General features: G+C 48.4%; 20 protein-coding genes. 14 read left to right on the top strand and 6 right to left on the bottom strand.

The window, feature by feature from the left end; genetic code table 11:
- Window positions 1-73: 73 nt before the first annotated feature.
- Together C0638_RS05025 and C0638_RS05020 are read right to left on the bottom strand one after the other, a co-directional pair.
- Entirely contained in the window at window positions 74-1,339 is a 1,266-nt protein-coding gene (locus tag C0638_RS05025; protein ID WP_058710980.1) for a DUF4179 domain-containing protein, read from the bottom strand.
- Window positions 1,336-1,863 (bottom strand): RNA polymerase sigma factor, encoded by a 528-nt coding sequence (locus C0638_RS05020; RefSeq protein ID WP_014599431.1) that lies wholly within the window; start codon window positions 1,861-1,863, stop codon window positions 1,336-1,338. The genes C0638_RS05025 and C0638_RS05020 overlap by 4 nt, the downstream gene beginning before the upstream one ends.
- A 272-nt stretch (window positions 1,864-2,135) precedes the next feature.
- On the opposite strand from C0638_RS05020, the gene C0638_RS05015 reads away from it, so the two are divergent.
- Together C0638_RS05015 and C0638_RS05010 are read left to right on the top strand one after the other, a co-directional pair.
- A complete protein-coding gene (locus C0638_RS05015; RefSeq protein WP_013308546.1) occupies window positions 2,136-2,516 on the top strand; it encodes a RidA family protein in 381 nt (126 codons plus the stop codon).
- A gap of 125 nt (window positions 2,517-2,641) precedes the next feature.
- Window positions 2,642-3,706 (top strand): undecaprenyldiphospho-muramoylpentapeptide beta-N-acetylglucosaminyltransferase, encoded by a 1,065-nt coding sequence (locus tag C0638_RS05010; protein ID WP_199771171.1) that lies wholly within the window; start codon window positions 2,642-2,644, stop codon window positions 3,704-3,706.
- Window positions 3,707-3,799: 93 nt separating this feature from the next.
- On the opposite strand, the gene C0638_RS05005 is transcribed toward C0638_RS05010, so the two are convergent.
- On the bottom strand, window positions 3,800-4,555 hold the full coding sequence (locus tag C0638_RS05005) for a tryptophan-rich sensory protein (RefSeq protein ID WP_058710978.1): 756 nt from the start codon (window positions 4,553-4,555) through the stop codon (window positions 3,800-3,802).
- A 297-nt stretch (window positions 4,556-4,852) separates the two neighbouring features.
- Here C0638_RS05005 and C0638_RS05000 point away from each other — a divergent pair, with 297 nt between their 5' ends.
- The 3 genes from C0638_RS05000 to C0638_RS04990 all read left to right on the top strand — a co-directional run bounded on the left by C0638_RS05000 (window position 4,853) and on the right by C0638_RS04990 (window position 7,880).
- Window positions 4,853-5,803, top strand: coding sequence for a bile acid:sodium symporter family protein (locus C0638_RS05000; protein ID WP_058710977.1), 951 nt, complete (start codon window positions 4,853-4,855; stop codon window positions 5,801-5,803).
- Window positions 5,804-6,058: 255 nt separating this feature from the next.
- A complete protein-coding gene (locus C0638_RS04995) occupies window positions 6,059-7,183 on the top strand; it encodes an NADH-dependent flavin oxidoreductase (protein ID WP_058710976.1) in 1,125 nt (374 codons plus the stop codon).
- Window positions 7,184-7,292: 109 nt separating this feature from the next.
- A complete protein-coding gene (locus C0638_RS04990; RefSeq protein ID WP_058710975.1) occupies window positions 7,293-7,880 on the top strand; it encodes a GNAT family N-acetyltransferase in 588 nt (195 codons plus the stop codon).
- Here the strand turns inward: C0638_RS04990 and C0638_RS04985 are convergent.
- Together C0638_RS04985 and C0638_RS04980 are read right to left on the bottom strand one after the other, a co-directional pair.
- Window positions 7,810-9,462, bottom strand: coding sequence for a response regulator (locus C0638_RS04985; RefSeq protein ID WP_058710974.1), 1,653 nt, complete (start codon window positions 9,460-9,462; stop codon window positions 7,810-7,812). The genes C0638_RS04990 and C0638_RS04985 overlap by 71 nt on opposite strands.
- 7 nt (window positions 9,463-9,469) lie before the next feature.
- Window positions 9,470-11,284, bottom strand: coding sequence for a cache domain-containing sensor histidine kinase (locus C0638_RS04980; protein ID WP_058710973.1), 1,815 nt, complete (start codon window positions 11,282-11,284; stop codon window positions 9,470-9,472).
- Window positions 11,285-11,492: 208 nt separating this feature from the next.
- Between C0638_RS04980 and C0638_RS04975 the strand changes: the two genes are divergently transcribed.
- Genes C0638_RS04975 through C0638_RS04965 form a run of 3 tightly spaced genes read left to right on the top strand, consistent with a single transcriptional unit; the run spans window position 11,493 to window position 14,554 of the window.
- Window positions 11,493-12,374 (top strand): carbohydrate ABC transporter permease, encoded by an 882-nt coding sequence (locus C0638_RS04975; protein WP_025676211.1) that lies wholly within the window; start codon window positions 11,493-11,495, stop codon window positions 12,372-12,374.
- Window positions 12,375-13,211 carry a carbohydrate ABC transporter permease gene (locus C0638_RS04970; protein WP_025676210.1) on the top strand — a complete coding sequence of 279 codons (837 nt, stop codon included), beginning with the start codon at window positions 12,375-12,377 and terminating at the stop codon, window positions 13,209-13,211.
- A gap of 47 nt (window positions 13,212-13,258) precedes the next feature.
- Window positions 13,259-14,554, top strand: coding sequence for an ABC transporter substrate-binding protein (locus C0638_RS04965; RefSeq protein ID WP_025676209.1), 1,296 nt, complete (start codon window positions 13,259-13,261; stop codon window positions 14,552-14,554).
- 82 nt (window positions 14,555-14,636) lie between these two features.
- On the opposite strand, the gene C0638_RS04960 is transcribed toward C0638_RS04965, so the two are convergent.
- The gene (locus tag C0638_RS04960; RefSeq protein ID WP_058710972.1) at window positions 14,637-15,176 is read right to left on the bottom strand and encodes a dihydrofolate reductase family protein; all 540 of its coding nucleotides are present in this window, start codon (window positions 15,174-15,176) and stop codon (window positions 14,637-14,639) included.
- Between the two features lie 102 nt (window positions 15,177-15,278).
- On the opposite strand from C0638_RS04960, the gene C0638_RS04955 reads away from it, so the two are divergent.
- The 6 genes from C0638_RS04955 (at window position 15,279) to C0638_RS04930 (ending at window position 22,269) form a co-directional block, all read left to right on the top strand.
- Complete coding sequence (locus C0638_RS04955; RefSeq protein WP_025676207.1) at window positions 15,279-16,211, top strand: helix-turn-helix transcriptional regulator; 933 nt, start codon at window positions 15,279-15,281, stop codon at window positions 16,209-16,211.
- Window positions 16,212-16,356: 145 nt separating this feature from the next.
- Entirely contained in the window at window positions 16,357-19,482 is a 3,126-nt protein-coding gene (locus C0638_RS04950) for a DEAD/DEAH box helicase (protein ID WP_058710971.1), read from the top strand.
- A 20-nt stretch (window positions 19,483-19,502) separates the two neighbouring features.
- Window positions 19,503-20,228 (top strand): hypothetical protein, encoded by a 726-nt coding sequence (locus C0638_RS04945; protein WP_058710970.1) that lies wholly within the window; start codon window positions 19,503-19,505, stop codon window positions 20,226-20,228.
- Window positions 20,229-20,379: 151 nt separating this feature from the next.
- Complete coding sequence (locus C0638_RS04940; RefSeq protein ID WP_013369192.1) at window positions 20,380-21,285, top strand: M15 family metallopeptidase; 906 nt, start codon at window positions 20,380-20,382, stop codon at window positions 21,283-21,285.
- A gap of 352 nt (window positions 21,286-21,637) precedes the next feature.
- Complete coding sequence (locus C0638_RS04935) at window positions 21,638-21,931, top strand: hypothetical protein (protein ID WP_013369193.1); 294 nt, start codon at window positions 21,638-21,640, stop codon at window positions 21,929-21,931.
- Window positions 21,931-22,269 carry a hypothetical protein gene (locus C0638_RS04930; protein ID WP_013369194.1) on the top strand — a complete coding sequence of 113 codons (339 nt, stop codon included), beginning with the start codon at window positions 21,931-21,933 and terminating at the stop codon, window positions 22,267-22,269. Before C0638_RS04935 ends, C0638_RS04930 begins: the two co-directional genes overlap by 1 nt.

Genomic DNA, 22,269 nt, shown 5'->3' with positions numbered 1-22,269 from the left:
TGCTTAGGATTAGAAAATGACAATAACGCCGCTGTTGCCCAATGACTCGGGTAGCAGCGGCGTTATTCGTGTTTTATGGGTGGTTTGTATTTTGCGGCACATCGATCGTAATCTCAAATTCAGAAAGGTATTGGCGGACCCATTGGCCTTTAGCGTCCAGAATAGCTCTTCCATCTGGAGTCATAAGAAGAATATATGGTTTAAAGGTAATCTTTTTGGGCGGGTCAACAAAAGGAGTAAACAACATGACCATTTGCCCTGGCTGATTTTTGGAAATAGACTGGCCCGAGCCGCCGAGTATTTCCAGTTCACGTCCCTTATCGTCAATTACCGCATAATTAAGAGGTTTGACTTCTTTTTTGGTGTAGTTTTTGTGCGGTCCCTCTGTGGAAATGTACTTACGTTCTACTGCATAGTCGTCGGGCATATCCTTAAGGTCCACAAGCATGGTGAAGGTGGTGAGGATTCTGGTCGTAACCGGCGTCATTTCTACCCGATTTACAGTATATTTAAGATATTGATTCGTCTTGCTGATCTGTGGCTGCAACACCTTGCGCCCCAGCTTCGTTTTGTAAACGGTCGTTTGCAGTGTGAACGGTTTTGTCACTCCCTTCAGCTTGGCATATACTTTCAGATCAAATTGCTCTGGTAAGTCAGGCAGCCCACCAGCAGGGTCGCGCATATAGGAAATGATCATAGAGTTGCTGTCTTTGCCCGGACCGCCATCCAATAAGCTAAATGCACCATTTTGATTAAGCGCGGATTTTCCGTTAATAAATAAGTCGAATTTTTCGATACTGTCTTCGGGTATATTTCCGTCGGGAGTTATTCTCGTAAACAAGGGCAGCACTTTTTGTCCACCATCCTGTTTTTCAAGTGCTAAGACCAGCCGGGTGCCGTCAAAAATAATTTGGGATACTTTCAACGTAATGCCGTCATGGGTGACGCTGAGATTTGTGGAGGTTGCCAATCCTTTCCGATCAGCGGTTTGCAGCCCAAGATCCCCAGCTAGCTTGAACACACTATCAACAAGGGGGACCTGTTTCAATGACTCCGCCATTGTAGGCGAAACAAAGGCGCTGCCAATGATCATAACGCCAATAAGCGCTGCAGAAGCAGCGGTAATTGCAGTTCCCCGAAAAAACCTTTTAACGGATAGATGGGAGGATGGGCGGTCGGGTAGCAGTTCCGGATCCGATTCCATTTGTGCATAAAATGCATCTAGGCGTTGCCTTACCAAATCAGGGATTACTACCATTTCTGCTTCCAAGTTTTCCTTTTCCGATTGTAATTTCTCATCCAGCTCTTGATCCTGGTTTTCAAACCCTGAAGGATTCATTGAAAGGTCACCTTCCTTTCTCCGCGATTTTGTAGCAGGTCCATTAATGTTCTGCGAGCACGGTGCAATCGTGTTTTGACGGCACCCTCTGATAGATCCAGTAACTCTGATATTTCCCTGATCGGCATATCGCGCAAATAGTGCAGGGAAATCACGGTTCGCATGGATTCCTCCAAATGGTCGATGGCCTCGCGCAGTTCGATTTTTTCGTATCCGCCCGAGGTGGACGGTTCCTTTATAAATTCCGCGACGGGTACAACCCGTTTTTGCTTGCGGATAATGAGATGGCATTCATTAATGAGAATACGAAGCAGCCATGTTTTAAAATAGCGAGGTTCACGTAGCTCACCCAGAGACTTGTATGCTTTGAGCATCGCTTCTTGCATTGCGTCTGCGCAATCCTCATTGCTGCGAAGAATGGAACGCGCCATGCCATACATATCGGATTCCATATGTTTCATCAAGGCGACGAACGCCTTGCGGTCCCCATTCCTTGCTTGATGTAAAATTGTTTCGAGATTCAAAGGATGGTACTCCTTTCCCGTCTATACTACTAGCTATAATCATTGTACTTGTACCTGTATTTGATTTTGTACAATCTATTGTGTAGCAGGTTACAGGAATTAGATGTTACATGGGCGTTAAAGGTTACAGCGGAAATAAAAAAATGTAGCACCATCGCAACAGGGTGTCTTTAAAGAAACCCAACGTGTCAAACCGTCGCACGGAATAGTGGCTTTGGACTTCACATGCTATAATACGGTAAACCAGTATCAGGAAGGAGAATCCAACCCTTATGAAAAAAACAATTGCTACTGAAAAAGCACCCGGTGCGATCGGACCCTATAGCCAAGCGGTAGAGGCAGGCGGGTTTATTTACACCTCAGGACAGCTTGGGCTGAATCCGGCAACAGGTGAGTTTGGCAAGGATGTACAGGAGCAGGCTCGCCTGTCCTTGAGCAATGTACAAGCTATTCTGGAAGCAGCAGGCAGCAACATGAACCAGGTTGTGAAAGCGACTGTATTCCTGAAGGACATGAACGATTTTGTCAGCGTCAATGAGGTGTACAGTTCTTTCTTTGAGCAACCGTATCCAGCGCGCAGTGCGGTCGAGGTAGCTCGTCTGCCTAAGGATGCACTGGTGGAGATTGAAGTCATTGCACTGAAGGGCGAATAGTTGGCAAGGTTTGTTCATAAAATAAATAGTTTGCATGACAACCGGGTGTCACTACTATAGTGGCATCCGGTTGTTTTGAATGTAATATGTGTTGTTCTTTTGTATACAAAGTGGAGGTGGAGATGATGAATAAAAAAATAATGTTCACTGGTGGAGGCTCTTCAGGACATGTAGCAGTAAACCTAGCTTTGATTCCTCACTTACTGGAACAACATTGGAGTGTTCAATACATAGGCTCAGAACAAGGGATTGAAAGGAATTTGATCTCGGGGCTAGAAGATGTGTGTTATTTTAGTGTCGCAACTGGGAAATTACGTAGATATTTTGACTGGAATAATGTTAAGGACCCGTTTAAAGTGTTAAAGGGGATTTCTCAAGCATACCGGATTATAAAGAAAGAAAAACCGGATATTATTTTTTCAAAAGGCGGGTTTGTTTCCGTTCCTGTGGTATTGGCTGGGTGGTTGAACAGAGTCCCCGTCATCATCCATGAATCTGATCTTACTCCTGGATTAGCGAATAAGATTTCCAGCATGTTTGCTACCGAAATTTGTACTACTTTTCCTGAAACAACTGAATATTTTCGCTCAAAGAATACCCGGTATATTGGTGCTATTGTGAGAGATGAACTAAAAGAGGGGAAGGCAGCTAAAGGGTTGGCCTACTGCGGTTTTACTCGAAATAAGCCTAGCATGCTGATCATGGGTGGGAGTTTAGGTTCCAAGAAGATCAATGAGCTGGTCTGGTTAAATTTAGAGGCTTTGCTTGCTCATTTTCAAATCGTGCATATTTGTGGTAAGGACCAAGTGAATGAATCTATTCGTACGAATGGTTATAAGCAATTTGAATACATAAACGATGAATTGGCGGATGTAATGACGATGGCAGATATGGTTGTTTCCAGGGCAGGTTCAAATTCCATTTTTGAATTCTTGACGCTGCGCAAGCCTATGCTGTTGATTCCTCTTTCAAAGGCAGTCAGCAGGGGAGATCAGATTCTAAATGCAAAATCATTTAAAGCACAAGGCATGTGTGAGTTTTTAGAAGAAGAAGATCTGGAATCTGAACGATTTGTCGACATGATTCTTCGTTTGTATGAAAAAAGGTCGGATTACATTCGTAATATGGAGAAAATAATTACTGATCAATCGACAAGCAAGCTTTTAGATTTGATTAAAGTCTATGCCTGATCATATTTAATAAAAAACGAAGCAAGCGAGCTTGGGCTAAATAATTCAGACCCATGCTCGCTTGTGCTTGTTAGGAGATTATATTCGTTGACTTTAATCCCGGTCTCGATTACGGGCAAAAAATAGCCATAGCGCGTATACCAGGATGATTGCCGACAAGATCCATGCAGCCAGCCGTACATTTTCATTGTTCGGATGCTCGATGGCGATAGCGACATAGGCCCATACAAATACAAGTGGGTAGATGCTGTCACGATAAGGAAAGCTGACCAAGATGGCCAATACGGTGCCAATAAACAGGATGATGATCGCCCATATCGTATCGCTGAGACCCCAGCCACTCCATTCATTCTTTTCCAGTGCTACTGCAATGTTGATGAGGGTAGCCACAGATACCCAACCGAGATTCAGACTGAAAGGAAGCTTGACGAACCACATTTCTCCGCGAGTTGGCTGCGGTGTACGGGTACGTGTATATACGACGAATAGGGAGAGCAAGTATAGAATAATGACGATCACGCACAGCTCTACGTATACATACTGCCATAGGAAAATCCAGATGATGTTGAAGAGACAGCTCAAAATAAAGAAAATACCGATAGACTGAACGCTTGTCTTGGCTTGCCCTGTAGATGTAGCTTGGTACATGGCAAAACAGGCGAGCAGCACGTAGATGACCGACCAGATGGAAAAAGCGTAACCTGCTGGCGTAATTAAGGTAGGATACATGTTGGATACAGCAGCAGTGCTTCTTCCGCCAATAGGAAGTGTAGAAGCCAGAATGTTAACAAGAACGACAGCGATGAATGCGATAATATTCCACCATTTATACGGATGGCTTCGTGACATAGGAATAACTCCTCCTCAACGAATGATGTTCAAAATGACCGACTGGTCACTATCTTCTACTATGAATATACCCACTTTGCTTTCAAATATGTCCGAACGGGAAAAAGTTTCTTAAACCCAATATAATCATAAAAAGTTGTATGTATATACATTCATATGTAGTACAATGGTAAAAATTTTAAGCACTATATGAGCTGAATGAAGAGTTCACATTGGGGAGCTAATACGCAGACGGAAGATGCTTCCGATGTGAATTTACTTAAATTCAGCTTATATAGAAATAAGGGGATTAGTAGAATGAGAGGATTAGAGAAAGTAGGTAAATTTGTAGGTGGGACCTTTTCCATCTGGGTGCTTTTGTTTGCATGTTTGGGATTTTTCTTTCCTACGGCGTTTACAGGGTTGAAAGGATACATACAGCTATTTCTGGGCATTGTCATGTTCGGGATGGGACTGACTTTATCTGCAGCTGACTTTCGTGAAGTATTCCGGCGTCCAGTGGATGTGGCTATAGGAGTGGTCGGGCATTATCTGATCATGCCATTTCTCGCTTTTGTATTGGCATTAGTATTACAGCTTCCACCGGATATTGCGGTGGGTGTTATTTTGGTCGGCTGTTGCCCGAGTGGAACTGCATCCAACGTAATGACGCTCTTATCCAAAGGCGACGTGGCGCTTGGCGTATCGATTGCCTCAGTGTCGACGCTGATTGCTCCACTGGCGACCCCGGCGATGATTAGTCTGCTTGCCGGACGCTGGATGAATATTGATGCAAAGTCGCTGATCATGGATATTCTCATCGTGGTTATTGTCCCGATCGTGTTGGGTGTAATCGTCAAGTCGCTATTTCGCAAACAAGCGGAAGCGAGTGTTAAGGCGCTGCCGCTCATTTCAACATTGGCAATTGTACTCATTGTGGCTATTGTGGTTGCAGGCAGCAAAGGCAAGATTTTGGAGACAGGCCCGATTATTTTTGCTGTGGTTATTTTGCATAACGGTATCGGCTATCTGCTCGGATATTGGTTTGCCAAGCTGTTTGGCATGAATCTTTCCAAACGTAAGGCCGTTACGCTGGAAACGGGAATGCAGAATTCCGGGCTGGGCGCTGCGTTGGCAGCAGCTCATTTTAATCCGATTGCTGCTGTACCGAGTGCGATTTTTAGCGTGTGGCATAATATTTCCGGCTCGTTGCTGGCGACCTGGTTTTCCCGCCGAGAGGAGAAAGATAGCATAGCCGGAGGCAAATAAGTGACTGTCAATAGCTGATGACAAGTGGCTGAAATTCAGGTTTTTCGGACAGTTTAAGGGAGATCAGAAAGGATAGATTTGACTTTGTAGGGGCGGATCATTATACTGTGGTTATTATAACCACTGTATTTAAGTAAGCACGGTAGATAGGCTTTGTCATGGAAGAAAAATGATATCGAATTCGTATTCGCAATCGTTTCATGCTTAAAAGCCTTATATGATCTGTTCTGACTTAAACTGAAGGAGAGAGAACGAATGAATCCGAAATATAATCCTTTATTTGAAGCTTTTACCCTGCCATCCGGTGTTACATTGAAGAACCGCATTACGATGGCCCCTATGACTAACTTTGCTTCCCACGAAAATGGCGAAGTCAGTGATGAGGAACTGGCATACTACCGTGAACGCTCCGGTGGTGTGGGAGCGGTTATTACCGCTTGTGTGTATGTAACTCCAGATGGTAAAGGATTTGTTAATGAGTTTGGTGCGGACAAGGATGAGATGATTCCTAGCCTACGTCGTCTGGCAGATACGATTCATCAGGAGGGCGCGAAAGCGATCCTGCAAATTTATCATGGTGGCCGTCTGTGTCCGCCGGATCAAATTCCAGACGGACAACCAATTAGTGCAAGCGCAGTAGCCGAGGAAAAAGAAGGCGCACCTGTGCCGCGTGAAATGACATCTGACGATATCCACCGCGTCATCCGTGCCTATGGCGAAGCAACTCGCCGCGCGATTGAAGCAGGCTATGATGGTGTAGAGCTTCACGGAGCGAATGGTTACCTGGTGCAGCAGTTCTTCTCTCCGCATTCCAACATCCGTACCGATGAATGGGGAGGAAGCCTTGAAAAACGGTTGACCTTTCCGCTGGCGATTGTTCACGAAGTGAAGAAAGTGATCGCAGAACATGCGAAGCGTCCATTCATCTTCGGATACCGCTTGTCTCCTGAAGAAGGACACACGCCAGGCATCACGCTGGATGATACGATGGTGCTTGTAGACCGCCTGGCGGATGAAGGGCTGGATTACCTGCACATTTCCGTAAATCATTTCTTCGGCGGTTCGTTCCGTGACCGTAGTGACGAACGGTCACGTACGGTTCTGATCCATGAGAAGGTTGGGAACCGTGTGCCAGTCATGGGCGTTGGTTCACTGAATACACCCGATGAGGCGCTTGCAGCACTGGAGACAGGTGTACCGCTTGTTTCACTGGGACGTCCGTTGCTGATGGAGCCGCAATGGGTTCAGAAAGTGCAAAACGGCACAGAAGATACTATTCGCACGACATTATCCAAGCAAGCCCAGCAGGAGCTGGTCATTCCTGACTACTTGTGGGGTGCACTGACGACCATCCCTGGCTGGATGCCGGTTACGGACTAAATTTTGAATAATAATACCCTAGGCTGCGTTCATGCGCCTGGGGTATTTTCTTGTCTCGTGACCGTGAATTACAATTACATAGGAATAACACAGAGAGAAGGTAATGATAATGTTCTATGAAACGAATGGTGTGATTTCGATGAGGTCCACCCATCCGGGGTTACAGATTCGATTGTTACAAGTAAGTGATGCTGAACATTTATTGGAGATCAGACGTGAAAATTTTGATTTCTTCAAGCCGTACGAGCCAGAACGACCTGAAATTTATTTTACGCTGGAAGAACAGGCGCGCCTGATTTCCAACGGTTTAGAAGCGGCACAAGCCGGACAGGGATATACGTTTGGACTTTTTTTGGTGGAAAATAATAAGCTGATTGGCAGAATGGAGCTGTCAGGTGTTGCCAGAGGTCCTTTCCAAAATGCCAATCTGGGCTACCTCGTAGATCCTGCATATCATGGACAAGGCTATGCTACCTCCGCAGTGAAGGATATTGTACACTATGCCTTGAATGAGTTGGAATTACACCGTATTCAAGCTGGAGTCATGCCAAGAAATAAGCCCTCCCATCGAGTGATGGAAAAGGCGGGATTTCGCCGCGAAGGGCTGGCTCTCAACTATTTGAAGATTAATGGTGTGTGGGAAGATCATGTGTTATATGCGATGACGGCTGAGGATTTGCAGAATGGCGCCTTCTGAATTCGCCAGGCGTGACGCCCTCAAGCTTTTTGAACACCTTGCCAAAGTATTTCTCATCCTGATATCCGACCATACCGGCAATATGATGAAGCCGCAGCTTGTCATTCAGCAGTAACAGCTTTGCCTTGCCCATCCTGATCTGGCACAAATAATCGGACAGATTGACCCCGTACTCCTGCTTGAACTTACGAGAAATATATTCTCGGCTGAGGTAAAAGCGGCTCGCTATATCCTGTAGAGAAATGTCCTCGTCGTAGTGAGCATCCAGATAGCGGGCAATATCACGGATCGTCGGGTTGTTTGGGCTATGGCTTGGTGTAAGTGCCTGACCAGCTGCCAGCAATCGATTTTCGATTTGTTTTTTCCATAAAGGCAGGGAAAGCATGCCGCGATTGTCGACCGGCAAGGCAGGAATGGTGCTCGACTCATCCGTCAGTTCCTCGCCTTCGGTATCTCCAGGTCTGTCATTCAGCCAGCGAGCCAGCATCCAATCCAGCTCTTGATTCCAGCCGGCTAGCTGCTCTGCTGTAACCAAAGGCAGTACGGCTACGGCTTCCATCCAGCTGCTTACCGCCATAGATACGCGACTGGCATTACAGCTGAGCGCACTAAGCCGTAGTTCTTCTTCCATTTCAGACAACTGGGGAAGACGAACGGTCTGCCGGGCCGGAGAACTTTCGTGCATCCAGTCAGTGTTCTGCAACATATCCCGTTTCCAGAGCGCTTGCCGTGCTTCTTGGTAGGCTGTGGCTGCCCCTGCGGGAAAGGTTTCGAAAGAACCAACTCCAATGTGCATGTAGCACCGCAGCGCCGTTCTGATCCCTGCGTGAATGTCCTGCAAGAGCGCTGGCCAACGAGCCGGCTCGCCCCAATACAGCAGGATAATTTCGTCCGTACGCTCCAGATGACGGAATGCAACTCCGGTCTGAGAGGTGCCCAGAAATTCGTTGCAGATGTTCATGAGGGAAAAGCCTAAGAGCGCGCGGCGCGTTTTGTATTTATCCAGGATATCGGCGTCCAGCTGAGTGGTGCTCATCACTGCCGCATTGCAGACTTGGATAGCTGGCGGGAGACGCAGCTCCTCACGTAAAGGCGTGATGGAGAGCGATGTACCGGAAATGAGCTCGGTCAGGAGTTTATCAGCATAGTGCGGTCTCATTCGATTGACCTCTATAGCCTGCATGGCCTGCCTGTTCCGGTCCTGCTCCGCTGTTCTCCAAGCTTGAGTAGCTTTACTAACTGCCTCATTAATCTCTACCGGATCTACGGGCTTAAGAATATAGTCCATGCCTCCTCGGCGAATGGCCTGTCGAACCAACTCAAAATCATCATATCCACTGACCACCACGACCCTGGTGGAAGGGGAATTCGCTTGAATCCACTCCATCAAGGCTACTCCATCCTTCCCGGGCATTCGCATATCAGTGAGTACCACGGGTGGGGAAAGTGCGGTAATGACCTCAATCGCCTGATCGCCCGATTCAGCCTCAATCACCTCGGTCACTCCGTAAGCTTCCCAATGTACAAGCATCCGAATGGCGTGACGTACATGCTTTTCATCATCCACAATCAGGACTTTCATTGACAGATCACTCTCCCTTAATATGAATTTCTGTAAGCGGTTCGGAGCAAATTTCAAGTGTAAAACGAACACCATGAGGCAGAATATTATCTACACACAAGGTATTAGAACCATCCTCCGAGTGAAGTTGGATACGTAATAGAACATTACGAAGACCGATGGAGTTCTGTTCGCTAGTGTCTGATTCTTCATGGGCTTTCAGCGGACGTTTTAGCATTTGCTGAAGCTGCTCCAACTCGGTTGGTGGAATCGATGCGCCGTTATTCTCCACTTCTATCTTCACAATGCCTTCCCGGATTCGGCTGCCTGTAATGCGAATCTTACCGGGCCCCAGCCGGGGATCGGCACCGTGTTTAAAGTAGTTTTCCACCAACGGCTGGAGAATCATCTTAGGCACCCGCTCATTCAGAATTTCATCATCCCACTGATAGGTTACTTCTAATTGCTCACCGAAGCGTTCCTTTTGCAAATCAAGATATTGTTTTACATGCTCAGCTTCTTCCTTAAGTGTAACAACCGTATGGTCTCGCATGTTATAGCGCAGCATTTTGGCAAGGGAGGAGAGCAGAGAATAAATGCGCGGCACCTCATGCTGTAGAGCCAGTGTTCCAATAGACTGTAGCGTATTATATAAAAAATGAGGATTAATCTGTGCCTGAAGCGCTTTCAACTGGTTCGTCTTGTTAGCCAGTTCGAGCTTGTATTCTTGCAAAATGAGGTTATTGATGGTATCCATCATCTGTCTGAAGCGACGCGACAGCACTCCAATCTCATCGTTGCCCATGGCTCGGATGTCTACATCCAACTGACCGGACTGGATCTGGGTAATGTAGCGGGTCAGCCGCTTAATAGGTTCCGTAATTTTTATCGAAATCCATAACGTGGCGACAATAACGAGCAGCAACGCTGCGCCTGTAATGACCGCATTGATCTGGGTCAGTTGGGTAGCCTGCAAATAAAGCGTCCGATGAGGGATTTTCTTGACGAGCGTCCAGCTTGACAGGTTGGCATCCAGTTTGCCATATACGTGCAGGGCTGTGTCATCCTCAATTACACCGTGCCCGCCTTCTTTAGAAATTCGATTGAGCAGGTCAGATTCCTCCCAGTGTGTTCCAATGGATGATTCTTTTCCGCTATATATGATCGTCCCGTTCCGATCGATTAAAAATAACTCCTCTGTATCCGCATCATACAATTGACGGCAAATACTGCGCAGCGGCTCCAGATCCACATCTATAGCCAGTACCCCAAGCGTCTCTGAAGAAGGAATGTTCCGAATCGCCCGGTGGAGTGTAAATACCCGCCGCTTAGTATCGTGCTCCGCATAGGAAACCGCTGAAAAGCCGTACAAATGCTTTATGTGCGAGGGTTGAATGAACAGCCCGGAAGGACCGTAATGAATAGAGCCAGTGAAGGGAGCCAGCCTGAATTCCCGCAGAGGGACCGTGCTGGTAATCAGCGTAGATTGCCCGGCCTCGAACGAATGCAAATACACCTGGTCAATGCCTGAGGAAGCATTCATCATGGTTTGCAGCGTGGTATAAATCTCGGCGACGGCCCGGTAATCATCTGGAATTTTGGCCAGGTTGCGCAGAAAATGCGGGTCATTATAGACTCCGATCGATGCGCGATTTAACCCCTGTAAATAGTTATCCAGATTCGTAATTCCCTGAAAAATAAGCCGTTCATTTTCCTGGGTGGCCTGCTCCCGCAAGGATTGCTTGGTGAGAATGAAGGTCATGGTCATTGAAAGCAGCAGCGGAAGGGTGACTGCAATGAGTAGAAACCAGATTAGGCGAGAACGAATGCTATGAAATTTCATGCAGTTAGCTCCTTTCAGAATTCAAGGCAAAGCAGAGGTCAATATTTTCCCCCTTAATGGTTCACGATCTTGCGTGTTCTCCAGAGCGCTAATTCGACATAATGAACATGTGAATTGCATATCCATACGGGTTCAGCGTCCACACTGCTTGCAAGGATGCCGTAGGGGAGCGTTCCAGACACCAAAGACTACAAAGGGGGGGATCGGTTTGAATCGTGCCAAGTCGTCGCAATGGCTCCAACAATGGATTTTTGTAGGGCCGTCGACGTTATTTTTCGTTATCATTATTGTAATCCCTTTCATGCTAGGAATGTACTATTCTTTTACGGAGTGGAACGGGGTAGCCAATCAGGCCAAGTGGGTTGGGCTGGATAATTTCAGTCACATCTTATTTAACGACGACAAATTCGGAACAGCGTTCTGGTTTACCGTCCGTTTTACGGTGATTGGAGTGGTAGCTGCCAATATTTTTGGTTTTCTGCTGGCGTATTTTCTAACCAAGCCGCTAAAAACAAAAAATGTGCTTCGAACTATTTTTTTCATGCCTAATGTGATCGGAGGTCTGTTGCTCGGGTTTATCTGGCAGTTTATTTTCGTCAAGGGATTTGCTGCGATTGGAGAGAGTACAGGGTTGTCCTTCTTCAATCTGTCCTGGCTGGGAGATGAGATTACGGCCTTCTGGGGCATTGTGATCGTGTTTATCTGGCAAACAGCAGGATATTTAATGGTAATTTATATCTCTTCCCTAACCAATGTGCCCCGGGATATGCTGGAGGCAGCCGAGATTGACGGAGCGAGCCGAATGCAAATCTTGCGGTCGATTATATTGCCTTTGATCATGCCCGCCATTACGGTGTGTCTCTTCCTGGCGATATCGTGGTCGTTTAAAATGTTCGATCTCAATCTGTCATTGACCAAGGGCGGTCCCTTTGGTTCTACAGAGTCAGTGGCACTCAATATATACAATGAAGCGTTTATCAATAATCGTTATGGGCTGGGGACGGCTAAAGCACTTATTTTCTTTATCATTGTTGCTCTTGTTACGAGCCTTCAGGTACGCTTGACGAAAAGCCGGGAGGTGGAATCGTAAATGGAAACAAGCAATCGCTACCGTATTGGAACATGGGCGACCGAATTGGTGATGATTCTCGTAGCATTGTTATTCCTCGTCCCGTTTTACTTTTTGTTCGTGAATTCGGTCAAAAGCTTTGGTGATCTGCTCACCGATTCTGCAGCCTGGCCACAAACTTTTGTATGGAGCAACTATGCTAGAGCCTGGAGCATCACACGTTTTCCTGAAGCGTTGTGGAACTCACTCGTAGTTACGGTGGTCAGCAATCTGCTGCTGGTACTGATTAGCTCAATGGCTGCCTACCGAATGGTTCGGCGTCCAACACGCTACAATCGGGTGCTGTTCAGCCTGTTCGTGGCTGCGATGGTCATTCCTTTCCAATCGGTGATGATTCCTTTGGTTAAGGTTGTAAGCACGCTGGATTTAATGAACAGTATTAGTGGTCTGGTAATCTGTTATCTGGGATTCGGGGCTCCTATGTCGATCTTTCTCTTTCACGGATTCGTCAAAGGTGTGCCGGTTGAGGTGGAAGAAGCAGCTACAGTAGATGGTTGCACGCCTTACGGGGTGTTTTTCCGGATTGTATATCCGTTGATGCTGCCCATGATGGTAACGGTTATTATTTTGAATACACTCTGGATCTGGAATGATTATCTACTGCCTTCTCTGGTACTGCAAAAGGCTGAATTGCGCACCATTCCGATTGCAACCTATGCCTTTTTCGGACAATATACGAAGCAGTGGGATCTGGCTTTACCTGCTCTGGTACTCGGCATCCTGCCAGTGATCGCATTCTTTCTGGCTATGCAAAAATATATTATACAAGGGATTATGGCAGGTTCGGTTAAAGGTTGAGTGTTGAGTATGGTGCTATGAAACCTAGAATAGAAAGGAACATCAAAATGAAAACGCATACTTTTAAAAAGAAAGCCCAAGCACTAATTTTGCTTTTTGCAGCCTTTGCTCTGGTTTTGGCGGGGTGTAACAGCAGTGGTGGACAAAAAGCAAGCAATGAGGAAGTAAAGGAAAAAACCATTCACATTTTTCAGTTCAAGGTAGAAATTGCAGAAGCGCTAAATCGCATGAAAGGAGAATATGAAGCGACTCACCCGGGAATCAAGCTCGACATTCAGACTGTAGGCGGAGGCAGTGACTATGGGGCGGCGTTGAAGGCCAAGTTTGCCTCTGGCGAACAGCCGGATGTTTTTAACGTCGGCGGTTATCGTGAGCTGGATACGTGGCTGGAATATTTGGAAGACCTGTCCGATCAGCCTTGGGTCGGTGATGTGGTCGATGTCGCTAAAGAACCGATGACCAAGGATGGCAAGCTATATGGTCAGCCGATGAACCTGGAGGGGTACGGCTTTATTTATAACAAGGACTTGTTCAAAAAGGCTGGAATCACCGAGCCTCCTAAAACGCTGTCCCAGCTAGAGGCTGCTGCGCAAAAGCTGCAAGCCGCAGGCATCACACCTTTTTCCAATGGGTACCAGGAGTTTTGGGTGCTGGGCATTCATTTGCTGAACGTGGCATTTGCTAATCAGCCAGACCCGTCCGGCTTCGTCAAGGGACTGAATGATGGAACAGCCAAAATTCCGGGCAATGCTGTATTCGCCGAGTGGATTAAGCTGCTTGATCTGACGCTCAAGTATGGCAATGCGAAGCCGCTCACGACCGATTACAACACGCAGGTAACGAACTTTGCCACTGGCAAAGCTGCTATGATGCAGCAAGGGAACTGGACTCAGGTCCAAATTGACGGAATTAATCCGAAGCTGAATCTGGGTATTCTGCCTATGCCGATTGGTGAAGACCCAGCAGCGGGAGATAAGCTATTTGTAGGTGTCGCTAATAACTGGGTGGTTAATAAAAATTCGTCTGTCAAAGCCGAAGCGAAAGAGTTCTTAAACTGGATGGCGACATCCGAGCAAGGGAAAAAGTACATCACCAAAGAATTTAAGTTCATTCCAGCGTTCAAGAGCATCAAAGGCGACGAGGCTGATATGGGTCAATTGGGTGCCGAAGTCGTGAAATACAGTCAGGAAAATAAAGTGCTAGGCTGGTTCTTCAACCGCTATCCTGAAGGAGCACAGCAGGAATTTGGAAGTGAGATGCAGGCCTATGTGGCAGGTAAATCGGATGCCGGGAAGCTGTTCGAGGACTTCCAGAGAACATGGGATAATTTGAAGACCAAATAATGAAATGAAATACACAGAAGAGCCTTCGCATGTCAGGGAGATACATTGTCCTGAGCATACGAAGGCTTTTCGGCAAACATAACTATAAATGATAATGAAGTAGAACAATATCCCCGCGGCGTTCTATTTCCTGGAGTTCAAATGTGCTGGGCGGCGTTCCTTCTGGAAATAAGGGTATTCCTTGTCCAAGCACTTTGGGAATGATTGCAATGATCGCCTTTTCCAGCAGCCCAGCCTGCATGAAGGCCTGAACTAACTGACCCCCACCTACTAACCATACCAAACCTTCCGATTGTTTTTGTAGACGCGGAACCAGTTCAGACAAAGCCTCGTCCGTAAATGTAACATGTGGTGCCTGCTGTTGCTCCGTCAATGATCGGGTGAGTACATAACACGGCTTTCCGGCATAAGGAAAATCACCCGAAAGCTTTAACACTTCCTCATACGTCAGCCTGCCCATCAGCACTGTACTTACAGTATCGTAAAAATCAGCGTATCCATTGTCCCCGCCATCTCCTTTGACATCATACAGCCAGTCCACCGACCCGTCAGGCAACGCAATATACCCGTCGAGACTCATGGCGATATACAGCACGACTTCATTTGATTTCAAATCCTTCATCGTTCATCACTCCTTTCTATCTCTATGTTACAATCTATTTATGACATACTTTGTCGTAGTTAAATAATTGTTTAAACTTCATTTTTATTAGAGGAGCATCCTATGAACGAACGCAGAATTGCTCTTATGAGGATACTGGATTCCAAAAAAAAATATACGGCGCGTGAGTTGGCCGAACGATTTGGCGTCTCCGTCAGAACGATACAAAGAGATCTCGACTATTTGCAGCAAACCGGGTTACCCCTGTATACCGAAACGGGCCCTCATGGCGGATACCGGGCACTTCCCAATCGGCTTCTTCCTCCCCTTCATCTTGCGCGCGACGAGGCACTGGGTCTTTTTCTCATGCTGCAACTGCTGGAAGACATTCCGGATATCCCTTTTGGATCGGTTCGTGGACATTTGTCCGAGCATTATTATGCCGAGCTTCCCCAGGATGTACAGGACAGCATTGACCAATTAAAGGATTACATTTCTTTTCGTATGATACCTACTCACGCAGACTCACCCTACACCTCGCTCATTTTGGAGGCTGCACTAAACAAGCGCAGGGTGAACATGCACTACCGCTCCGCTTCCGGGGCAAAGTGGACCCAGGTATATCCGATTGGGCTTTATTTTGATCACGGATATTGGTATATGCCAGCGCATAACAAAGACCGCATCATTCTGTACCGTTCAGATCGGGTGATCACCATCACGATACTAGATGAAACCTTGGACAGCCTCCCCACCCTTCAAGCATGGTTGGCTTCAGAGGATTCCCGTGTAGGAATTCCGTCCAAAATAAAATTTACCGCATTGGGTGCTAGGCTGGCCGAATCAGATACCCTCTTCCACAATGTCTCCCATCAGGAAGGCCTGGGTCAGGAATGGCACGGACATATCCCCGTTGAAGAGTTTAGGTATGTATCCAGACTTTTGTTAAAGTATGGGCCAGAAGCCGAGGTCGTATATCCGCAAGAACTGCGTATGCTGGTCAGGAAATTGCTGCAAGACAGCCTGAATCCTTATCTGAAGGATGATGAAGAATAAGAGGAAGTGCTTATAGTTAATCACATGAATATTTAAGGTTATTAACGTATGACTTTCCATTTATTTTTGTGATAAAGTTTTGAAATGAGCCCGTTTTCGTATATGATGAAGAGTAATAATTCAAAAGGCTGGACGGGAGACAGATATGAATCAACCGCTTTATGGAATATGGCTCGGAGATGTGTTTTTTTGCTTTTCTGGTGAGACGTCGGAACCACGTATTGATGCGTGGAGCAGTGTAATCCGCAGGCTGACGCTAAAGGGAGACCTTCGGCCGTTTCGGCAGGCTGCGTTGCGTCTTGCCGAGGTGCGGATACCTAACAATGCTCGCGTGGAAACCGCAGGCAGAGGTGGCAAGAGACGCTCCATGCTGGGGCGTACGCTGGAGGGTCTGGCACTGGAACCCCGCGAGACGATGGCTCTGCTGACTCGCATGGACGAGAAGGGCTGTGCGGCATCGGGCATTACGCTTGGCGAGGAAATGCAATATTGGCAAAAGGCTGCTTATTTTGCGCTGGAGCTGATGCAGCGGGGCGAAATCGTGCCATCACTTACAGAGGCGCGTCCATCTGGACCGCGACGGCGCGGCCCGGATGCGGCGGTAGGGGTGTGGATTCCTCGGCTTCGCGAAGAGGAGGACATTCGCCGCTTTCATGAGCTGGCAGCTGCGATGCCGGCTGTTTGTATGGCAGCTCCGGCCGTTTTTGCGGGCAAGGAGCCAGAAACACGTGAGGATGCAGCTGGAATGGTGCTGTATTCCTTCTTGTGTGCGGTCGTTCATGCAGAAACGACCGCGGTGCTGGCTGCGTCAGATCGTGAATTGGGACGATATCGAGCAGATTATCGGCGCGGAGGATCACCACTGGCGGAGCTGTGGTGGAACAGTCTGTTGACAGGTTCGCGCCAGGTTGCGATTCAGGGAACGCCTGCTGAGATGGAGGAGCTGGTTCTTCAGGCGTCCTCTCTTAAGGGAAGCACGATGCCTGTAACGGAACGGGAAGCCAAGGAACCCATTGAAGGGCAATTGCGTCTGTGCCTTCGTTTGGAGCCTTCTTTGGAAGAGAGTATCCAGGAATGGCGCATTACCTTTTGGGCAGAAAGCGATGCTGAGCCCGGATTACGACTGCCTGCTCTGGCATTGTGGGCATATCCGGAACGTGATCTGGTTCGTGGTGAAATAGTGTACCGTCAAGTACAGGCGCAACTGCTGACGAGGCTCGGACAGGCGGCTGAAGCGGCACCTATATTGCAGGAAGCATTAAACCGCCCTTATCCCGAGGGACTGACCCTGGAGCCGGAGATGTTCTTCCGCTTCCTAACGGAAGCCGTACCTTCTTTACAAAAGAATGGTATCACTGTGCAAATGCCTTCACGCTGGAGCCGGGAGGGGCGAAGACGTGCAGGCTTGCGGCTTAAAATGCGCTCGACAGAGCAGGGTGCCAAGCCAGATGGTGTGATCGCCGATACATCGTCGGTTGGCATTAACCGCATGATTTCGTTTGATGCCGAGGCTGTGCTGGGGGATACGACCTTGACGATGGAGGAATTGGAAAGCATCGTCGCGGCCAATTTGCCTTATGTACGTCTCGGAGGGGAATGGATTGAGGTAGATCCCAAGGAAATTCGTCAGGTGCTGCGGTTTATCAAGCGCGGAGAAAACGGTGAAATGAGCTTGTCCGAATGGATGCATTTGGCTGCGGAAAATGAAAGTGCAGGCGAGGCCTCGTGGAAGGGCTTGTCCATCTTTGGCGCGGAATCCGTCGGATTGCTTGCCTCGTTGGCTGAGGGCGGGGTACTCCGTTCCGTAGAGCCGCGGCCTGTGCCGGAGACGCTGCATGGTGCACTACGGCCGTATCAAGAGCGCGGCTTTCAATGGCTGGCTGCGATGCGCGGATTGGGCTTTGGTGTGTGCCTTGCGGACGACATGGGGCTGGGTAAAACGATTCAGGTTATTACCTGTTTGCTCGATGGTGGCATCGGCGCAGATGATCAGCGTCCGGCGTTAATTATCTGTCCGACGTCTTTGCTTGGCAACTGGCAGCGGGAATTGAAGCGTTTTTCACCGGATTTGTCGCTTTATATTCACCATGGCAACCAGCGACTCCACGGTGAGCTGTTTCAGGAAAATGTACGAGAGTATGATATCGTCCTCACTACCTATCATTTGGCGGGCCGGGACGGCAGCGATTTATCTGCGGTCTACTGGTCTTCCATTGTGTTGGATGAGGCGCAATATATAAAAAATGCACGCACTAAGCAGGCACAAAGCGTCATGAAGTTGTCCGCCCCGCATCGAATTGCCATGACGGGCACGCCGGTAGAGAATCGGCTAAGCGAGCTGTGGTCTATTTTTCAATTTCTGAATCCAGGGTACCTCGGTACGGCATCTTCATTCCGCCAGCGGTACAGTCTGGCAGGAGAGGAGCGGGGGTCCGCGTTGCGTGAGCTTCATCGTCTCGTCTCCCCGTTCATGCTGCGTCGGCTCAAAAGCGATCCGGATATTCGCAAGGATTTGCCAGAGAAGCTGGAGTTGAAGTCCTATTGTGTACTGACACCAGAGCAGGCCGGATTATACCGCGGTGTGGTGGATCAATTAATGGGAACATTGGATGGGCAGGTCGGTATGGCCCGCAAGGGGCTTGTTCTGTCATCGCTGACCAAGTTGAAGCAAATATGTGACCATCCGGGTTTGATCATCCCAGGACGTGCTGACAGCAGTAAAACCGAAAACTCGGGTAAAATGGAGCGACTGCTGGAATTGGTAGAGACCATTCGCGAGAACAATGAATCGGCGCTGATTTTCACCCAATATGTGTCGATGGGAGAACTGCTGGTATCCCGTTTGGCCAAGATTTTGGGAGAAGAGCCATATTTCCTGCATGGAGGACTGGCGAAAACCAGACGGGACGAAATGGTTCACAACTTCCAGCAGGGAAAAGGACCGAATATATTCGTACTTTCCTTGCGTGCAGGTGGCGTGGGTCTGAACCTGACGCGTGCCAGCCATGTCATTCACTATGATCGCTGGTGGAATCCTGCGGTGGAAAATCAGGCGACAGACCGAGTATTCCGTATTGGCCAAAGTCGCAACGTACAAGTGCACAAGCTGATTTGTCAGGGAACACTGGAGGAAAGAATCGACGAGCTGATCGAGAGCAAAAAGGCCCTTTCCGAGCAGGTTGTCGGCTCTGGAGAACATTGGCTCACCGAAATGTCTGATGATGAACTGCGTGGTCTGATTGCGTTGCAAAATGACGTATGGATCGAGTGAGCAGAGAAAGGATGAAGGCGATGACGAGACCGCAAGTGAAGCTGAAAGTAACTGACGGTCGATGGATCGTGGAATTAGACGGCAATGGGCCAGAAGGTAAATCGACGGGTGTACCTTTCGCACATCCCGTTCAATGGACTGGCCCAGTGCCTGTACTGAACCTGGAACAGCGAGGGGCATGGCTGGAGCAATTAAAAGCGGAGCCTTTGGACATCTACCGTCTTCTGAAAGGGGAAGCTTGCCTGTCGCTGGATGAGATTGTTCAACTCGCAGCTGAGACCGCCATCTCCAGCAGAGAGAATGGGCTGGGTGCAGTCGAAGACGTGAAGAAAGCTCTTCAGGCCGGACTGGAAAACGAGCCACAACACTGTCCGGCGTTGATCGGAATGACGCAGGAAGAGCTGCTGGAATACGTGTTTAGTGCTTGGGCTGGAGAGTTATCCCATATGCAGAGAACATCCCCCGCGCTTGAGCCTACCTCACGCGCGGAGGGCGGACGCAGCGGAACGGCAGCGATTAGCGAGTGGATTGCAGAATCTGCAGCTGAAGGAGCGTTACATCGTCCCGGAGCAGGCTTTCATGCCATTGAAATCCGCCTACCGCAGAAACTTGCTTCCAAAAAGGAGACCGATATTACGTCCTTGCTGCCAGGGTTACCCCGTGCCGAAGAAGCATTGAAACTCATACGTGAACGGGTAGCCGAGCGAGCCCAGGCTGCAATCCCGCAAAAACGTCATAATCCGTAATAATTCGGGTATATGCTTTCTTTTTCGAGTCTGTTCACCCTCATTGGATAGGATAACGGCTTCGAAGAGTGTCCAAAGTTCAGTTACAATGAGGGAACGGAAAAGTCACTGCAAGTCATGTATCAATTGCAATATTGGAGGAGATACCAGCATGAAACGACATATACAACAGACGCGCACATCTCAGCGATGGACCAAAGCGCTCATTCCGGGGCTGATCTTGCCAGGGCTATTGCTGGCAGCTTGCCAGCAAGGAGGATCAGGTGGACAGGAAAGTGAGCCATTAAAATCATCCACAACGGTACAGGAGAATGTACAGCCTTCCACCCAGACGGATGCGGGGAATGGCAGTACTAGCGCTGGACAAGCCTCTGCGGATACAGGAAGTGGACAGGCTGATCCTGTGATGGCGTTGCGAAGCCAAAGTGCACTGCAGGCCACAGTTAAGGAAGAGGATGGAACTGCGGTTGTCACCAATGCGACTTCGGATACAGTCGTTGTGAACAAAAAGCGCAGCTTGCCTGTGGGCTACGTCCCGGATGATCTGGTAGAGCCGCAGGTGCCTTTTTCCTTTGAGGGACCGCATGAGAAGCGGCATTTGCGTAAGGAAGCGGCAGAGGCACTGGAGAAGCTGTTCGACGGTGCGAAAAAGGACGGCATTGAGCTGCGTGCGGTATCGGGATACCGTTCCTATAAGCGTCAGGTGTCTATTTTCGACAACAATGTAAAGACAAAGGGGCAGGAATATGCCTCTAAAGTCAGCGCTGTACCAGGTACGAGTGAGCATCAGACAGGATTGTCCATTGACGTATCCAGCCCCAGCGTAGGCAATGTGCTGGAGCAATCGTTCGGAGCTTCCAAGGAAGGTCAATGGCTGGAACAACATGCACCGGAATACGGATTTATTATTCGTTATATGCAGGGTAAGGAAGATGTGACCGGCTATGTGTACGAGCCTTGGCATATCCGTTATGTGGGAGTAGACATTGCAGAGGATGTAGCCAAGCAAGGGTTGACGCTGGAGGAATATTTCGACGAAAACAATATCAAGCTATAGGCGCTGCAACCAAGCCGTAATCCTGGGGATTGCGGCTTTTTGTCGTATTTTTCTTCCAAATTGAACCTTTTCAAGGTAGAATCTCGTATAGTGAACGACGACAGAAGCTTGAATTTATAGTAAACCTCATGACAGAAGCGTACAGGAAGGGAAGGGAATCATCATTTATTATTCATTAACGTATCGCGAATGGTCAGAAGACACTCAAAAGGAACTGCGCAGCCTGACACGGGAATCCGTATCGGGAGATGAGCTGTTTCTGCGCAAGCTTGTAGACGCTACGCGTCTCCATGACAAACTATGGGCGCATACCTCGAATGAAAGTGAGGAGCATACGGATCATTCCGTCTATGTGACCGAATTTACAGGGGAACGTGCACAGCCTTACGGCGCGTCGATCACGGACCTCGTGCTAGCCAGTGAAGGAGGCTATACGTCCACATTCAGCGCATTGTACTGGGTATGGCATGAGCCTGCGTTCCGTAGCATGGATCAGCGGGAAGGCTCGGTATTTACCTTAGACCTAGCCCAACGGCTATTGGATCACTATACGGTATTGGGTGGCAAAACATACGAATTTATATATTCGGTATTGGACCCTCAGTTGAAAAAGGTGCATTTGTTTGTGAAGGAGGTCGATCTGTGATGGAGCATTCTTGGGAAACCATGAAATCCAAGCCCGGCTCTCGTGCACGGATGGCGGCCTTTGCCCTGATGTTGGCTGTCCCGGCCGCTCTGACGGGTTGCGGTGACGACGAGTATTATGACTGCGACGAGCTCCCTGTATCAGAGCAAACGGCCTGTCGGGATTCAGGCAGCAGCGGGTATTATTATGGCGGATCGACCTATTATAGTGGAGGCTCCTCATATCATAGCAGCCGTTCTTCCTCCAGCTCTTATCGCAAAAGCTCGTCCTCATCTTCCAGTTCACACAGTGGTTTTGGCAGCAGTGGCTCACGCAGCGGCTTTTTTTCTGGGGGTTAA

Source organism: Paenibacillus sp. lzh-N1 (genome assembly GCF_002872435.1).
GTDB lineage: Bacteria > Bacillota > Bacilli > Paenibacillales > Paenibacillaceae > Paenibacillus > Paenibacillus polymyxa_C.
This window is presented reverse-complemented; position numbering and strand designations above follow the sequence as displayed.

Coding starts and splice junctions, on each gene's coding strand:
- C0638_RS04930 (WP_013369194.1), top strand. CDS start 21,931: ATGGAGCATTCTTGGGAAACCATGAAATCCAAGCCCGGCTCTCGTGCA.
- C0638_RS04995 (WP_058710976.1), top strand. CDS start 6,059: ATGAATCCGAAATATAATCCTTTATTTGAAGCTTTTACCCTGCCATCC.
- C0638_RS04960 (WP_058710972.1), bottom strand. CDS start 15,176: ATGAAGGATTTGAAATCAAATGAAGTCGTGCTGTATATCGCCATGAGT.
- C0638_RS04955 (WP_025676207.1), top strand. CDS start 15,279: ATGAACGAACGCAGAATTGCTCTTATGAGGATACTGGATTCCAAAAAA.
- C0638_RS05025 (WP_058710980.1), bottom strand. CDS start 1,339: ATGAATCCTTCAGGGTTTGAAAACCAGGATCAAGAGCTGGATGAGAAA.
- C0638_RS05010 (WP_199771171.1), top strand. CDS start 2,642: ATGAATAAAAAAATAATGTTCACTGGTGGAGGCTCTTCAGGACATGTA.
- C0638_RS05000 (WP_058710977.1), top strand. CDS start 4,853: ATGAGAGGATTAGAGAAAGTAGGTAAATTTGTAGGTGGGACCTTTTCC.
- C0638_RS04965 (WP_025676209.1), top strand. CDS start 13,259: ATGAAAACGCATACTTTTAAAAAGAAAGCCCAAGCACTAATTTTGCTT.
- C0638_RS04940 (WP_013369192.1), top strand. CDS start 20,380: ATGAAACGACATATACAACAGACGCGCACATCTCAGCGATGGACCAAA.
- C0638_RS05015 (WP_013308546.1), top strand. CDS start 2,136: ATGAAAAAAACAATTGCTACTGAAAAAGCACCCGGTGCGATCGGACCC.
- C0638_RS04950 (WP_058710971.1), top strand. CDS start 16,357: ATGAATCAACCGCTTTATGGAATATGGCTCGGAGATGTGTTTTTTTGC.
- C0638_RS04990 (WP_058710975.1), top strand. CDS start 7,293: ATGTTCTATGAAACGAATGGTGTGATTTCGATGAGGTCCACCCATCCG.
- C0638_RS04945 (WP_058710970.1), top strand. CDS start 19,503: ATGACGAGACCGCAAGTGAAGCTGAAAGTAACTGACGGTCGATGGATC.
- C0638_RS05005 (WP_058710978.1), bottom strand. CDS start 4,555: ATGTCACGAAGCCATCCGTATAAATGGTGGAATATTATCGCATTCATC.
- C0638_RS04970 (WP_025676210.1), top strand. CDS start 12,375: ATGGAAACAAGCAATCGCTACCGTATTGGAACATGGGCGACCGAATTG.
- C0638_RS04980 (WP_058710973.1), bottom strand. CDS start 11,284: ATGAAATTTCATAGCATTCGTTCTCGCCTAATCTGGTTTCTACTCATT.
- C0638_RS04985 (WP_058710974.1), bottom strand. CDS start 9,462: ATGAAAGTCCTGATTGTGGATGATGAAAAGCATGTACGTCACGCCATT.